20 protein-coding genes are annotated in these 13,266 nt (G+C 66.0%); 15 read left to right on the forward strand and 5 right to left on the reverse strand.

Annotated elements, in window-relative coordinates:
* Nucleotides 1-51 precede the first annotated feature (51 nt).
* The 4 genes from NV401_RS02895 to NV401_RS02910 form a co-directional block, all read right to left on the reverse strand.
* Nucleotides 52-327, reverse strand: coding sequence for a DUF2842 domain-containing protein (locus tag NV401_RS02895; protein WP_315369052.1), 276 nt, complete (start codon nt 325-327; stop codon nt 52-54).
* Nucleotides 273-815, reverse strand: coding sequence for a 5-formyltetrahydrofolate cyclo-ligase (locus tag NV401_RS02900; RefSeq protein WP_261292867.1), 543 nt, complete (start codon nt 813-815; stop codon nt 273-275). The genes NV401_RS02895 and NV401_RS02900 overlap by 55 nt, the downstream gene beginning before the upstream one ends.
* A 212-nt stretch (nt 816-1,027) precedes the next feature.
* Entirely contained in the window at nt 1,028-1,315 is a 288-nt protein-coding gene (locus tag NV401_RS02905) for a cell division protein ZapA (protein ID WP_261292868.1), read from the reverse strand.
* Nucleotides 1,315-1,491, reverse strand: coding sequence for a hypothetical protein (locus tag NV401_RS02910; RefSeq protein WP_261292869.1), 177 nt, complete (start codon nt 1,489-1,491; stop codon nt 1,315-1,317). Before NV401_RS02910 ends, NV401_RS02905 begins: the two co-directional genes overlap by 1 nt.
* Nucleotides 1,492-1,756: 265 nt before the next feature.
* On the opposite strand from NV401_RS02910, the gene gap reads away from it, so the two are divergent.
* The 8 genes from gap to thiE all read left to right on the forward strand — a co-directional run bounded on the left by gap (nt 1,757) and on the right by thiE (nt 7,282).
* Nucleotides 1,757-2,767 carry a type I glyceraldehyde-3-phosphate dehydrogenase gene (gene gap / locus NV401_RS02915; RefSeq protein WP_261292870.1) on the forward strand — a complete coding sequence of 337 codons (1,011 nt, stop codon included), beginning with the start codon at nt 1,757-1,759 and terminating at the stop codon, nt 2,765-2,767.
* The gene (locus tag NV401_RS02920; protein WP_315369053.1) at nt 2,767-3,306 is read left to right on the forward strand and encodes an MOSC domain-containing protein; all 540 of its coding nucleotides are present in this window, start codon (nt 2,767-2,769) and stop codon (nt 3,304-3,306) included. The genes gap and NV401_RS02920 overlap by 1 nt, the downstream gene beginning before the upstream one ends.
* Nucleotides 3,303-4,499 (forward strand): phosphoglycerate kinase, encoded by a 1,197-nt coding sequence (locus NV401_RS02925; protein ID WP_261292871.1) that lies wholly within the window; start codon nt 3,303-3,305, stop codon nt 4,497-4,499. Before NV401_RS02920 ends, NV401_RS02925 begins: the two co-directional genes overlap by 4 nt.
* A 55-nt stretch (nt 4,500-4,554) precedes the next feature.
* On the forward strand, nt 4,555-4,824 hold the full coding sequence (locus NV401_RS02930; protein ID WP_261292872.1) for a hypothetical protein: 270 nt from the start codon (nt 4,555-4,557) through the stop codon (nt 4,822-4,824).
* Complete coding sequence (locus tag NV401_RS02935) at nt 4,821-5,147, forward strand: type II toxin-antitoxin system PemK/MazF family toxin (protein WP_261292873.1); 327 nt, start codon at nt 4,821-4,823, stop codon at nt 5,145-5,147. Before NV401_RS02930 ends, NV401_RS02935 begins: the two co-directional genes overlap by 4 nt.
* 61 nt (nt 5,148-5,208) lie before the next feature.
* Entirely contained in the window at nt 5,209-6,117 is a 909-nt protein-coding gene (locus NV401_RS02940) for a class I fructose-bisphosphate aldolase (protein ID WP_261292874.1), read from the forward strand.
* Nucleotides 6,118-6,126: 9 nt separating this feature from the next.
* The gene (locus NV401_RS02945) at nt 6,127-6,609 is read left to right on the forward strand and encodes a hypothetical protein (protein ID WP_261292875.1); all 483 of its coding nucleotides are present in this window, start codon (nt 6,127-6,129) and stop codon (nt 6,607-6,609) included.
* Nucleotides 6,599-7,282: a thiamine phosphate synthase gene (gene thiE / locus NV401_RS02950; RefSeq protein ID WP_261292876.1), complete on the forward strand. Its 684-nt coding sequence runs from the start codon at nt 6,599-6,601 to the stop codon at nt 7,280-7,282. Before NV401_RS02945 ends, thiE begins: the two co-directional genes overlap by 11 nt.
* Before the next feature lie 211 nt (nt 7,283-7,493).
* On the opposite strand, the gene NV401_RS02955 is transcribed toward thiE, so the two are convergent.
* Nucleotides 7,494-8,087 (reverse strand): DUF882 domain-containing protein, encoded by a 594-nt coding sequence (locus NV401_RS02955; protein ID WP_261292877.1) that lies wholly within the window; start codon nt 8,085-8,087, stop codon nt 7,494-7,496.
* Between the two features lie 80 nt (nt 8,088-8,167).
* Between NV401_RS02955 and NV401_RS02960 the strand changes: the two genes are divergently transcribed.
* The 7 genes from NV401_RS02960 to NV401_RS02990 all read left to right on the forward strand — a co-directional run bounded on the left by NV401_RS02960 (nt 8,168) and on the right by NV401_RS02990 (nt 13,263).
* Nucleotides 8,168-9,124, forward strand: a complete 957-nt coding sequence (locus NV401_RS02960; protein ID WP_261293066.1) for a L,D-transpeptidase family protein — start codon at nt 8,168-8,170, stop codon at nt 9,122-9,124.
* A 9-nt stretch (nt 9,125-9,133) separates the two neighbouring features.
* A complete protein-coding gene (locus tag NV401_RS02965; protein WP_261292878.1) occupies nt 9,134-9,742 on the forward strand; it encodes a M23 family metallopeptidase in 609 nt (202 codons plus the stop codon).
* A 36-nt stretch (nt 9,743-9,778) separates the two neighbouring features.
* Complete coding sequence (efp, locus tag NV401_RS02970) at nt 9,779-10,342, forward strand: elongation factor P (protein WP_260599351.1); 564 nt, start codon at nt 9,779-9,781, stop codon at nt 10,340-10,342.
* A 124-nt stretch (nt 10,343-10,466) separates the two neighbouring features.
* The gene (locus NV401_RS02975) at nt 10,467-11,279 is read left to right on the forward strand and encodes an inositol monophosphatase family protein (protein WP_261292879.1); all 813 of its coding nucleotides are present in this window, start codon (nt 10,467-10,469) and stop codon (nt 11,277-11,279) included.
* 240 nt (nt 11,280-11,519) lie between these two features.
* Complete coding sequence (gene ndhC, locus NV401_RS02980) at nt 11,520-11,894, forward strand: NADH-quinone oxidoreductase subunit A (protein ID WP_261292880.1); 375 nt, start codon at nt 11,520-11,522, stop codon at nt 11,892-11,894.
* Entirely contained in the window at nt 11,885-12,439 is a 555-nt protein-coding gene (locus NV401_RS02985) for a NuoB/complex I 20 kDa subunit family protein (protein ID WP_261292881.1), read from the forward strand. Before ndhC ends, NV401_RS02985 begins: the two co-directional genes overlap by 10 nt.
* Nucleotides 12,436-13,263 (forward strand): NADH-quinone oxidoreductase subunit C, encoded by an 828-nt coding sequence (locus tag NV401_RS02990; protein WP_261292882.1) that lies wholly within the window; start codon nt 12,436-12,438, stop codon nt 13,261-13,263. Before NV401_RS02985 ends, NV401_RS02990 begins: the two co-directional genes overlap by 4 nt.
* Nucleotides 13,264-13,266: the final 3 nt, after the last annotated feature.

Here is a 13,266-nt window from a genome sequence, read left to right on the forward strand (position 1 = left end):
CGCTGAGCGTGCGGCACGATGGATCCTGAAACGAGTTCAGGATGACGGCAATTATTGGGAGGGGCGGCGCCAGACGCCGGTTTCCATCCATTGCAGCAGGCGGCGCATCGGCAGCACCCAGAGCCAGATCACGCCGGTGAAGACGTAGAAGGCCAGCTGCAGCAGCCAGTGCCAGCCGCCAACCACGTTCGACAGGCTGGCCACGCCGACCACCCAGATCGCCAGCAGCAGCAGGATGAACAACATGCCTGCGGGTTTGCGCCAGGAAGGCGTCATGGCGTGATCCAGTCTGATTCGGTGGCGATGGCGTGCAACGGCACGTCCCATGGGTCGGCGGGGAGCGATTCGACCTGCTGGATGCCCCAGGCGACGCCGACGCGCCAGGCATGGGGGAAGGCGACGAAGGCGCGGTCGTAATGGCCGGCGCCCTGGCCCAGGCGGTTGAGCGTGGCGTCGAACGCGACCAGGGGGGTGAGGATGATGTCCGGCTGGCGCTCGGCCGCGGTATGCGCGGGCTGGTGCAGGCCGAACGGGCCGGCGATCAACGCCGCTTCGGTATCCCAGGCGAGGAAGCGGAGCGGGGTGGCACGGTCGACGACATGCGGCAGGACGATCTCGCAGCCCGCCTCGACCGCGGCGCGGGCGAGCGGGGCGGGATCGGCTTCGCCGCCCATCGGCACGTAGGAGGCGACGGTCAGCCCGTGCTCCAGGCGATCGAGGAAGGCGGGCGGCACGGCGATGCCGGGATGCGCCTCCAGCACAAACCGTTCGCGCGTGGCGCGCATGCGGGCGCGGAGCGTCTTCTTATCGATCATGGAATGCGGCCGCAGGGCCAGATGGGGTGGCGGGACCACCATGGCCGTTTGCCTGAATATCCTCTGACGCCAAAAGCATCAGGTGGGGATCATGTACGACAGACCAGGATCTGCGCAGGGACAACCCCCTAGGAAGAAGAATCGCCTCAGGGATAATCGGTAAGGCTCGTACCGGGCAGTGCCCGCCACCGATGTATATAGCGTGCAAGCCGCTACTTCTCAATACTCTCGGCGAGCGCTTCGAGGCGATCGGCGAGCTTTTCGAGCAGGTCGCCAGCCGCGTCGGCGGCGGGGCGGCGTTCGGCCTCGTCGAGCGAATCGGCGAGCATCAGCGCGACGAGCAGCATCGTGCGCTCGCCGTTCATCCCGCCGGTGGCGCGCAGCGCGACGGGCCAGCGCGCATCGAGCAGTTCGCCGAGGCGGCGCAGATGATCCTCTTCGCCATCACGGCAGGCAACGATATGGCGGCGATCGCCGATGGTGAGCGTGACCTCGGCCATCAGTCGGACCTGCCGCGGGCGATGACCTCGTCGAGCGCGGCGACGGCCTCGGTCATGCGGGTGCGGAGTGCTGCGTGGCGGTTGGTCAGGGCGTCGCTCGCTTGGGCACGGCGCGCGGCGGCGGCCGCGATCCGGGCAATCGCGGCGTCGATCCGATCAATGGGGGTCTCGGGCATGGGGTAAGCGGATAGCATGGTTGGAAGCTGCGACAACACGGATTTGCCGCAGCCCGGTTGACGCAGCGGCCGGTCCACCGCAAAGACCGCGCACAGTATCGACCCCGTGGGGACGCAGCCCCGCACAGCCGGTGGAGATTCCGACGCCAGGCCCGTTTGCGGCCACTTCCCCATCAACCGCCGCTGTCGTTCGCCGCGCCTGTCGGGCGGCGGATGCCCGCGGTTTCGACACGCGGCCCGGGCGGCCGACTTCAGGAGAATGACCATGACGATCAAGGTAGCGATCAACGGGTTCGGACGGATCGGCCGGCTGGTCGCCCGCGCGGTGCTGGAACGCGGCGACACCGGCCTCGAGCTGGTGGCGATCAACGATCTGGCGGATGCCAAGTCGAACGCCTGGCTGTTCAGCCGCGACAGCGTGCATGGCCGGTATCCCGGCCAGGTCTCGGCCGAGGGCAACGATCTGGTGGTCGACGGCAAGCGCATCCGCGTCACCGCCGAGCGCGATCCGGCCAATCTGCCGCATGCCGAACTGGGCGTGGATATCGTGCTGGAATGCACCGGCTTCTTCACCGATCGCGAGAGCTGCCAGAAGCATCTCGATGCCGGCGCCAAGAAGGTGCTGATCTCGGCCCCGGGCAAGGGCGTCGATCTGACCGTGGTGTTCGGCGTCAATGACGACAAGCTCGAGGCTGGGCACACGATCGTGTCGAACGCGTCGTGCACGACCAACTGCCTGGCGCCGGTCGCCAAGGTGCTGAACGATGCGATCGGCATCGAGCGCGGGCTGATGACCACGGTGCACGCTTATACCAACGATCAGAAGATCCTCGATCAGATCCACCCCGATCTGCGGCGCGCGCGGGCTGCGGCGATGTCGATGATCCCGACGACCACCGGCGCGGCGCGCGCGGTGGCGGAAGTGCTGCCGGAGCTGAAGGGCAAGCTGGATGGCTCGGCGATCCGCGTGCCGGTGCCCGACGTGTCGCTGATCGACCTGACCTTTACGCCATCGCGCGACACGACCGTCGACGAGGTCAATGCGGTGCTCAGGGCGGCGTCGGAAAGCGGGCCGCTCAAGGGCATCCTCGCTTATACCGACGAGCCCTTGGTCTCGATCGATCTGATGCACACGCCGGCAAGCTCGACCGTCGACAGCCTGGAGACGGCGGTGATCGACGGCAAGCTGGTGCGCGTGCTGAGCTGGTACGACAATGAATGGGGCTTTTCGAACCGCATGGTCGATACTGCCGGCGCGATGGGCAAGTTCATCTGATGACCGACGTCGCCCCGGCGCAGGTCGGGGCTGCTTCGATTGGGGCAGACGACATCGCCGATGACGCAGCTGCCACGGATACGGTGACGGGCGTGCTGGGCGGGATTGCCCGGCACGCGCGGCCCAAGGCGGCGTGCGAGCTGGTCGATCACATCCACGTCACGCTGGAAGGCGGGATCGCCGGGGATTATCGCGGCGCGATGCGGGGCAAGCCCTATCGCCGGCAGGTGACGCTGATCGAACGCGGCGACTGGGATGCCGCGCTAGCCGAGGTCGGGGTTGATATTCCGTGGCAGGAACGGCGATCCAACCTGTTGATCGAAGGGCTGGATTTGCCGCAGACCAAGGGCGTCCGCCTGCGCATCGGCGCCGACGTCCTGCTGGAGATCACGCGCGAGACCGATCCGTGCGAGCGGATGGAGGCACTGGCGCCGGGGCTTAAAGCGGCGCTGCTGCCCGATTGGCGCGGCGGCGCCTGCGCGATGGTGATACAGGGCGGCACGATTGCCGTCGGTGATACAATCAGGATCGAGACATGACCGATAGAGCCTTCAAAACACTCGACGATATGGGCGACGTGCACGGCAAGCGGGTGCTCGTGCGCGAGGATCTCAACGTGCCAATGAACGACGGCGCGGTGAGCGACGATACGCGGCTGCGCGCCACGTTGCCGACGATCACCGAACTGGCCGATCGCGGCGCGATCGTGCTGATCCTGGCGCATTTCGGGCGGCCCAAGGGGATGCGCGACGCGACGATGTCGCTGGCGCTGGTCACGCGGCCGTATGAGGCGGTGCTCGGCCGGCCGGTGCGGTTCGTCGACTGGGACGGCGCGGCCGAGGCGGCGGCGATGATGCAGCCGGGCGATGTGGCGATCATCGAGAACACGCGCTTCTTCGCTGGCGAAGAAAAGAACGATCCGGATCTCGTTGCGAAGATTGCCGAACTCGGCGATTTTTACGTCAACGACGCCTTCTCCGCGGCGCACCGTGCGCATGTTTCGACCGAGGGGCTGGCACATGTGCTGCCGGCATTTGCCGGTCGCGCGATGGAAGCGGAGCTCGACGCGCTGGATAAGGCGCTGGGCAATCCCGAGCATCCGGTGGCGGCAGTGGTGGGTGGCGCCAAGGTGTCGTCCAAGCTCGATGTGCTCAAGCATCTCGTGACCAAGGTCGATCACCTGATCATCGGTGGCGGCATGGCCAACACGTTTCTCGCCGCGCGCGGCGTGAACGTCGGCAAGAGCCTGTGCGAGCATGACCTGACCGGCACCGCGGAAGAGATTTTCGATGCGGCGGAGCGGGCCAACTGCACGATCCATTTGCCTTATGACGTCGTGGTGTCGAAGGAATTCGCCGCCAATCCGCCGAGCCTGCGAACCTGCAACGTGCACGAGGTGGCGGCCGACGAGATGATCCTGGATGTCGGGCCGGCGGCGGTGGAGGCGTTGGGCGACGTGCTGAAGAATTGCCGGACGTTGGTGTGGAACGGGCCGCTCGGCGCGTTCGAGACGCCGCCGTTCGACGCGGCGACGGTGGCGCTGGCGCGGACTGCCGCGGCGCTCACCCGCGATGGATCGCTCGTCTCGGTCGCAGGCGGCGGGGATACCGTCGCGGCGCTCAACCAGGCCGGGGCGGGGGATGACTTCACCTTCGTCTCGACCGCGGGCGGCGCGTTCCTCGAATGGATGGAAGGCAAGGATTTGCCGGGGGTCGCCGCGTTGACGCGATAAACGCTGAAGACTATGTTCAACTTGTTGAACGGAGGCGGCCATGCTTGGCATAAGATTGAGCGACGACGCGGAAGATCGCCTGACGCGCTACGCGCGCGATGTCGGCCGTCCGAAGAGCGTCATCGCGCGTGACTGGATCATCGAACGTCTGGAGCGGGAGGCGATCGACGACTTGCTGCGCAATGCGTCGAAGCTTCATCGAGCAGATCGCGATCATGCCCTCAACAGCGCGGCAGCCGAGGCATCGGCGGCGCACTTGCGATGGCTTGACGCAGAGGACGGTGGTTACGATTGGGGCCCCGAAGGTCCCCCGAACCCGCGATGAAACGCGGCGATGTCATCCTTGTCCACGAGCCAAACACCCCGGCTAGCAAGCCGCGACCCTATGTCGTGGTGCAGCGGGACAGTGCGTTGGAAGATGCCGCGAAAGTGACAGCATGCCCGCTAACGTCGGTATTGCACGGAAGCGCTGGTCAGCGGCCCTTCGTCGCACCGAACCACCAAAACGGTCTGCGTCGACCGAGCGAAGTACAGATCGATTGGATCTATACCCATCCGATCGACTATGTTGGCGGTGTTATCGGAGAGGTGGACGGGCCGACCTTGGCGGCGATCGATCTTGCCCTGCGCCGCTGGCTCGACCTCTAGTCCGTCAGATGATCTCACGCTAACAGCGCCGCAATACATCTCCATAAACCAAGGAAACCCCATGACGCCGACCGTCCAGGCCATTCTCGACAACTACGAATCCGATTCGCCCGCGACCAAGGCCAATATCGGGCGCATCCTGATGCAGGGCAAATTGGGCGGCACCGGCAAGCTGGTGATCCTGCCGGTCGACCAGGGCTTCGAGCATGGCCCGGCGCGCAGCTTCTCGGTCAATCCGGCGGCCTATGACCCGCATTACCATTACCAGCTGGCGATCGATGCCGGCTTGTCGGCCTTTGCCGCGCCGCTCGGCATGATCGAAGCGGGTGCCGCGACGTTCGCCGGGCAGATCCCGACGATCCTCAAGGTCAACAGCTCGAACAGCTGGGCGCAGGGCGCCAACCAGGCGATCACCGGCTCGGTCGAGGATGCGGTGCGGCTCGGCTGCGCGGCGATCGGCTTCACCATCTATCCGGGCTCGGACGATCTGTTCGACATGATCGGGCAGATTCGCGAGATGTCCGCCGAGGCCAAGTCGGTCGGCATCGCCACGGTGATCTGGTCCTATCCGCGCGGCGGCATGCTGCCCAAGTCGGGCGAACTGGCCTTGGACGTCGGCGCCTATGCTGCGCACATGGCGGCGTTGCTGGGCGCGCACATCATCAAGGTGAAGCTTCCGAGCGATCATATCGAGCAGAAGGACGCCAAGCCGATGTACGAGGGCACCGACTGGTCGAAGCAATCGGACCGCGTCCGCCATGTCGTGCAGGCGAGCTTCGCCGGACGCCGCATCGTGGTCTTCTCGGGCGGCGCGACCAAGGGCGAGGACGCGGTGTTCCAGGACGCGCGCGACATTCGTGACGGTGGCGGCAACGGCTCGATCATCGGCCGCAACACCTTCCAGCGGCCCCGCGGCGATGCGCTGGCGATGCTCGAGAAGATCATCGCGATCTACAAGAACGAGGCATAAGCCCCGCCCGTGCAGTTCGCCTATCATCGCAGCCTCGGCCCGATGATCGGCGTGCTGCTGGGGCTGGCGATCGTCGAGATGCTGGTTGTGCATCTCGTCGTCGTCGCGCTGGTCGGGCCGGTGGCGGCGTTGGTGATCGGCGCGCTCGATCTGGCGCTAGTAGGCGCGCTGGCGTGGCTGCTGCGATCGTTCCGGCGCAGGCCGGTGACGCTGGTGGATGGCGTGCTGACGCTGCATGCCGGCTATCTGCAATCGATCGTCGTGCCGGTCGGGCAGATCGCCGGCCTGCGCGCGACCTGGGATGCGGCGGCGATCAAGGATCGGCGACTGCTCAACCTGGCGCTGATCGCCTGGCCGAACGTGGTGATCGACCTCGCCGCGCCGATTGCGCTGCGCCGCGGGCGGCAGGTTGAGGCGGTGGCGCACAAGCTCGACGATCCCGCGGCTTTCCATGCCGCGATCGCGGCGCTATCGCCGCGCCATGGATATTGACCCGCTCGGCCCGCTCGACCCCAATTTTGCTGCGCAGTTCACGCGTGATGTCAGGCGCCCGGCGTGCCAGCTGTACCTGGTCTCGCCGCTCGACGTTGGCGGGGCGTTTCCCGATCGGCTGAGGCGCGCGCTTGATGCGGGGCCGGTGGCGGCGTTCCAGTTCCGTGTGAAAGACGTCGACCAGCATGTCGCGGCGGCCCTGGCCGAGCCGTTGCAGCGCATCTGCGGCGATGCAGACGTAGCGTTCATCGTCAACGACAGTATCTCGCTGGCCAAGCGGCTAGGCGCGGACGGCGTGCATCTGGGGCAGGGCGATGGCGATACGCGCGAGGCGCGCGACGCATTGGGGCCGACCGCGCAGGTCGGCGTGACCTGCCACGACAGCCGGCATCTGGCGATGGAAGCGGGCGAGGGCGGGGCCGATTATGTCGCATTCGGCGCTTTCTATCCGACCACGACCAAGACGGTCGAGCATGTCGCCGAGCCGGTTCTGCTCAGCTGGTGGTCGACCGTGTTCGAGATACCGTGCGTGGCGATCGGCGGCATCACGCCGGCGAATGCAGCGCCATTGGTGGCGGCGGGGGCGGACTTTCTGGCGGTATCGAGTGCGGTCTGGGGCGGAGATGAGGCCGCGGCGGTGCAGGCATTCGCGGCGGCGATGGCGCGGCGGTAAGGCGGGCTGGCGATGTGGCGCTCGGCTATGGGCCGGGCGGGGCGTTACTGTAATGACCGTCATCCTGAACTCGATTCAGGATCCATCGTGCCCCACGGACGATCGGATTTGAGGCGCGATGGATCCTGACTTTCGTCAGGATGACGGGAATGGGCGTGTTCTGGTCGTGTGCGGAGCGGCAAGCACGCTACCCGCCACTATCCTTGAACGCTCACCAGTGGCGCACGCGCCCGGTATCGACATGGACGAAGCCGTCGCGTGGGTAATAGCCGACACCGCCGCCGCCCAGCGCGAGCGCGGCGCCGCGTAGCTTGTCGAGCGTGACGCCCGGAACCACGATGTCGGTCGCTTTGCCGAGCATGTGCTGGCTGGTGCTGGCGACGCCGGTGTGTGCGCCGCCGCGCGCGCGAAGCGCGGCATTGGTGTGCGGCGAGCGATAGCCGGAGATCAGCTCGATCTTGCTGCGGCCGGAAAGGTCGAGTTTCTCGCGCAGCTGCACGAGCAGGGCCAGCAGGCGGCGATCCATCTGTGTCACCTCGCCGGTGCGCCAATCGCGCAAGCCGTGGTTTAGTTCGGCCAGGCCAGAGGCAACGAATTGCCCGGAACGGGCGAACACCGCATCGACGGTTTCGTTGGTATGTACGTTGCGGATCGCCAGCCGCCATTCGCTGCCGGCGGCCATTGCGGGGAGGGGCATCAGCGCCGCAATCCCGCCGAGTGCGGCACCGCCGATCAGGCCACGGCGCGAAAGCTGCGGTAATCGTGACGGCTCGGAAACAAGCCGCGCGTCCATCGTTGTCTGCATATGTATTATTGTAGGAGCTTGGATTGTTGAGTAAAACCGCGCTTGGCGCAGCTTGTCTGGCGATTGCCTCGCTTGGTCCGATCCATGCTTCTGCGCAGGGAACAAATGCCGGCTCGGCAGGCCTCGATCGCTCCATTCTTCATGTTCAGGTGATCCTCGATCATCTTGGATTCGCCCCCGGTGTACTTGACGGGCGCCCGGGCAAATCGCTGACGGCGGCGCTCAAGGGCTTCCAGGAAGCGCGCGGACTGAAGATCAGCGGCGCGATCGACAAGCCGACGCTACAGGCGTTGTACCCGTACCGCGCGATGCGGCCGACCAAGACTCTTGCGCTGACCGATGCGATCCTCGCGGGGCCCTATATCAACCCCTTGCCAAAGGATCCGGCGGAGCAGGCCAAATTGCCCCAGCTCGGCTATCGCAACGCGATGGAGAAGCTGGCCGAGATGTTCCACACCAGGCCGGAGGTGCTGGTCGAGTTGAACAGCAAGGAGACCAGACTCGCCCCGGGCACCAAGGTGGTCTTCCCCAACGCATTGCCGGTGTCGCGCGACTATGACGCCAAGTTGCCGGAGGCGTGGCGCAAGACGCTGAACGATCTCAACGTCGACGCCACCCAGCCGCAGGGCGCGAAGGTGGTGGTCGACAAGTCGGACGGGGTGCTCCGCGTGCTCGACAAGAACGGCAAGCTGGTCGCGCAGTTCGTGGCGACGATGGGCAGTGAGCACGATCCGCTGCCGATCGGCAAATGGACGATCAAGGGCGCGTCGTACAATCCGCCGTTCCACTACAATCCCGATCTGTTCTGGGATGCCAAGGACGATTCCAAGGCGGCCAAGCTCCCGCCCGGGCCGAATGGGCCGGTGGGCGTGATCTGGCTCGATCTGTCCAAGCCGCATTACGGCATTCACGGCACGCCGTCGCCCGAGACGATCGGGCGCGCGGAAAGCCATGGCTGTATCCGCCTGACCAACTGGGATGCGGCGCGACTGTCGATGATGGTCAAGCCGGGCACGCCGGCGGTGTTCCAGGAGTAAGGCGTCGCGATGCGACGGCTTGGTTTGATCCTGCTCGGCGCGCTGGCGCTGGTCATCGGCATCTGGATCGCGATGCTGGTATTCCTGCCCGACGCGCCGGGCGGGCAGCGGCCGCGCGCGTCGAAGGCACCCGCGCCCGCCGTGGCTGCCGTGGCCGAGACGGTCGTCGAGGGCGCGCCGCTGGCCATGCCGGTTGCGGGCCTGCCGCGCGCCGCCGTCACCGAGAGCTGGGGCGATCCGCGCGAGAACGGCCTGCGCGAGCATCACGGCAATGACATCATGGCGCCGGCGAACACTCCGGTGGTCGCCGCGGCGGCGGGTCGGGTGGAAAAGCTGTGGAACAGCGCAGCGGGCGGCATCACGGCATACGTGCGCTCGCCGAAGCGCAACTGGAGCTATTATTATGCACATCTCAGCGGCTATGCGCCTGGCCTGCACGAGGGGCAGGTCGTGAAGGTCGGCGATGCGATCGGCTATGTCGGCGATACCGGCAATGCCGGCGCCGGCAATTATCACCTGCATTTCGGCCTGACGCGGACCGCGCCCGAACAGCATTGGTATGAAGGGCGGCCGGTCGATCCCTACCCATACCTTGCCGGAAAGCCCGTCACGCGCTAAGGGCCGCGCCTCGCTCTTTCCAGCTACAGGTTTCCCATGAAGATCAATGCGGTCGAAATTCGTCCCGGCAACATCCTCGAGTACGAAGGCGGCATCTGGAAGACCGTCAAGATCCAGCATACCCAGCCGGGCAAGGGCGGGGCGTATATGCAGGTCGAGATGAAGAACCTGATCGACGGACGGAAGACCAATGTCCGCTTCCGCTCCGCCGAAAGCGTCGAGCGGGTGCGGCTGGACACGGTCGATTTCCAGTATCTGTTCCGCGACGGCGACACGCTGACCTTCATGGACAAGCAGAATTACGAGCAGATCACGCTCGATGCCGGTATCCTGGGCGATGCCGCGGCGTTCCTGCAGGACGGCATGGATGTGGTGATGGAATTGTGGGAGGAGCGCCCGATCTCGGTGCAGCTGCCCGACACGATCGAGGCGCTGATCGTCGAGGCCGATGCGGTGGTGAAGGGGCAGACCGCCTCCTCCTCGTTCAAGCCGGCGATCCTCGAGAACGGCGTGCGCGTGATGGTGCCGCCGCATATCGGCGCGGGCACGCGGATCGTGGTCGATGTCTACGAGCAGACCTATGTGAAGCGGGCGGACTGATTTTCGCTCCCCTCCCGTTTGCGGGAGGGGCCGGGGGAGGGGCTGCCCTCCCTCATTGACGTTCGCTTTGGCGGACATGCCCTCCCCGAGCCCCTCCCGCGAGCGGGAGGGGAGGAGTTTTGATATGGTTTCCCATTCCGGTTTGATGACGGTCATGGACCGCGCCGCGCGCAAGGCGGGGCCGCGGCTGCGTCGTGACTTTAACGAGGTTCAGCAGCTGCAGGTCAGCCGCAAGGGGCCGGCCGACTTCGTGACGATGGCCGATCAGCGCGCCGAGCAGACCTTGTTCGAGGAACTGAGCCATGGCCGCCCTGATTGGGGCTTCCTGATGGAAGAGCGCGGCGAAGTGGCCGGCGATCCGAACAAGCCGCGCTTCATCGTCGATCCGCTCGATGGCACGTCGAACTTCCTGCACGGCATTCCGCATTTCGCGATCTCGATCGCGGTCGAGGAGACGCTGGCCAACGGCAAGCGCGAGGTGACCGCGGCCCTGGTCTATCAGCCGCTGACCGACGAAAGCTTCTGGGCCGAAAAGGGCAAGGGCGCCTGGGTCCAGTCCGAGCGGCTGCGCGTCTCGGCGCGGCGCGACATGGGCGATGCGCTGATCGCGACGGGCATTCCCTTCCTCGGCCACGGCAATTTCGGCCAGTGGAGCCGGATCTTCGGGGCGATCGCACCGGAAGTGGCCGGGATCCGGCGCTTCGGCGCGGCGTCGCTCGATCTCGCCTGGGTCGCGGCGGGGCGGTTCGACGGTTTCTGGGAATCGGATCTCAAGGCGTGGGACGTCGCCGCGGGGATCCTGCTGATCAAGGAAGCCGGCGGGTTCGTCACCGACTATCGCGGCGGCGACCAGATGATCGCGCGCAAGGAAGTGCTGGCGGCGAACGACGTGCTGCAATCCAAGATGCACAAGCTGGTGGCGAACGCGCTGCGGTAAGGTCGTTCCTCCCCGGTGCGGGGAGGTGACGCGCGTAACGCGACGGAGGGGGTGGGCCAGCAACGCTACCGGTGCGCTGCCGGCCCGCCCCCTCCACCACCCGGCTGAAGTAGCCGGGCGGTCCCCCTCCCCGTGCCGGGGAGGATAAGAGTTGCGAGTCATTCTCATGCCCCCAAGCCTTGCCCGGTCCGGGCCATCGGCCTAAAGCCCCAGCTTCCACTTCGCACATGCGAGATAGCCTTGGTCGACCTGTCGCAATACCTTCCGATTCTGCTGTTCCTGGGTGTCGCCCTGATACTGTCCAGCGTGTTCGTGTTCCTGCCGATGATCGTGTCGCGCGCGACCGGCAGCCACCAGCCGACGGCGGAAAAGCTCACCGAATATGAATGCGGCTTCCCCGCGTTCGAGGACAGCCGCAGCCAGTTCGACGTGCGTTTCTATCTCGTCGCGATCCTGTTCATCATCTTCGATCTCGAGGCGGCGTTCCTATATCCCTGGGCGGTGAGCGTGTTCACGCTCGGCTGGACGGCGTGGTTCTCGATGATGATCTTCATTGCCGAACTGGCGCTCGGCCTTGTCTATGCCTGGAAGAAGGGAGCGCTCGAATGGGAGTAGAACTCACGCATCCGACGGCGCCCGTCGCTGCCGGCACCGGCACGTTGCCCGACGTCGCGTTTCTCAACGACATCAACGGCGAGCTCAACGACAAGGGCTTCCTGGTCACCTCCACCGAGGAGCTGTTCCAATGGGCCCGCACCGGCTCGCTGTGGTGGATGACCTTCGGGCTCGCGTGCTGCGCGGTCGAGATGATCCACGTCAACATGCCGCGCTACGATCTCGAGCGCTTCGGCGCTGCGCCGCGCGCCAGCCCGCGCCAGTCGGACGTGATGATCGTCGCCGGCACGTTGTGCAACAAGATGGCCCCGGCGCTACGCAAGGTCTACGACCAGATGTCGGAGCCGAAATACGTCATCTCGATGGGCAGCTGCGCCAATGGCGGCGGCTATTACCATTATAGCTACAGCGTCGTGCGCGGCTGCGACCGGATCGTGCCGGTCGACATCTACGTGCCGGGCTGCCCGCCGACCGCGGAAGCGTTGCTGTATGGCATCATGCAGCTGCAGCGGAAGATCCGCCGCATCGGGACGATTGAACGGTGAGGGCGCCGGCACCTGCGTACACCGCCAATGATGGCGTGATCGACGCCGCCGCTGTGGCGCTCGGCGGCAGCCTGCTGTCGTCGCTCGACGCGGTTGGCGAGGTCGCGCTGACGGTCGATCGCGACAGCCTGGTCGCGACGATGATCGCGCTGCGCGACACGCCCGGCCTCGAATATCAGCAGCTGATGGAAATCGCCGGTGTCGATTATCCCGAGCGCGCCGATCGCTTCGAAGTGGTCTATTGCCTGCTCAGCCTGACGCGCAACCATCGCATCCGTGTCCACGTGCAGACCGACGAAGAGAAGCCGGTACCGTCGGTGACGGGCATCTGGCCGGTCGCCGGCTGGCTCGAGCGTGAAGTGTACGACATGTACGGCGTGCTGTTCTCGGGCAATCCCGACCTGCGCCGCATCCTCACCGATTACGGCTTTCGCGGCCATCCGCAGCGCAAGGATTTCCCGCTCTCCGGGTTCGTCGAGCTACGCTATTCGGAAGAGGCCAAGCGCGTCGTGTACGAGCCGGTCAAGCTGGCGCAGGATTTCCGCACGTTCGATTTCGAATCGCCGTGGGAAGGCGCCCAATATACGCTGCCGGGTGACGAGAAGGCATCTTTGCCGGAAGCCAAGGGCGCACCGACTCCGCTGAAGGCGGACGAGATCGTCAAGGCAGACGCGGCCAAGAGCGAGGCGAAGGGACCCGCGGGCGATCCGAAGACGACCGATACGCCGGCGCAGACCGGCGCCGGCAAGGCGGGACCCGATGAAGGGCCGAAGCCCGCCGACCCAGACGTCAACCCGACGCCCGGCAAGGGACAGAACCAGTGAGCG

Source organism: Sphingomonas hylomeconis (genome assembly GCF_025370105.1).
GTDB lineage: Bacteria > Pseudomonadota > Alphaproteobacteria > Sphingomonadales > Sphingomonadaceae > Sphingomonas > Sphingomonas hylomeconis.

Bases quoted from the DNA above. Each gene is read 5' to 3' on its own strand.
- NV401_RS02925 (WP_261292871.1), top strand. From the start codon at position 3,303: ATGACCGATAGAGCCTTCAAAACACTCGACGATATGGGCGACGTGCAC.
- NV401_RS02975 (WP_261292879.1), top strand. From the start codon at position 10,467: ATGGTTTCCCATTCCGGTTTGATGACGGTCATGGACCGCGCCGCGCGC.
- NV401_RS02910 (WP_261292869.1), bottom strand. From the start codon at position 1,491: ATGCCCGAGACCCCCATTGATCGGATCGACGCCGCGATTGCCCGGATC.
- NV401_RS02905 (WP_261292868.1), bottom strand. From the start codon at position 1,315: ATGGCCGAGGTCACGCTCACCATCGGCGATCGCCGCCATATCGTTGCC.
- NV401_RS02940 (WP_261292874.1), top strand. From the start codon at position 5,209: ATGACGCCGACCGTCCAGGCCATTCTCGACAACTACGAATCCGATTCG.
- efp (WP_260599351.1), top strand. From the start codon at position 9,779: ATGAAGATCAATGCGGTCGAAATTCGTCCCGGCAACATCCTCGAGTAC.
- thiE (WP_261292876.1), top strand. From the start codon at position 6,599: ATGGATATTGACCCGCTCGGCCCGCTCGACCCCAATTTTGCTGCGCAG.
- NV401_RS02985 (WP_261292881.1), top strand. From the start codon at position 11,885: ATGGGAGTAGAACTCACGCATCCGACGGCGCCCGTCGCTGCCGGCACC.
- NV401_RS02900 (WP_261292867.1), bottom strand. From the start codon at position 815: ATGATCGATAAGAAGACGCTCCGCGCCCGCATGCGCGCCACGCGCGAA.
- NV401_RS02935 (WP_261292873.1), top strand. From the start codon at position 4,821: ATGAAACGCGGCGATGTCATCCTTGTCCACGAGCCAAACACCCCGGCT.
- NV401_RS02965 (WP_261292878.1), top strand. From the start codon at position 9,134: ATGCGACGGCTTGGTTTGATCCTGCTCGGCGCGCTGGCGCTGGTCATC.
- gap (WP_261292870.1), top strand. From the start codon at position 1,757: ATGACGATCAAGGTAGCGATCAACGGGTTCGGACGGATCGGCCGGCTG.
- NV401_RS02920 (WP_315369053.1), top strand. From the start codon at position 2,767: ATGACCGACGTCGCCCCGGCGCAGGTCGGGGCTGCTTCGATTGGGGCA.
- NV401_RS02955 (WP_261292877.1), bottom strand. From the start codon at position 8,087: ATGCAGACAACGATGGACGCGCGGCTTGTTTCCGAGCCGTCACGATTA.
- NV401_RS02895 (WP_315369052.1), bottom strand. From the start codon at position 327: ATGGGACGTGCCGTTGCACGCCATCGCCACCGAATCAGACTGGATCAC.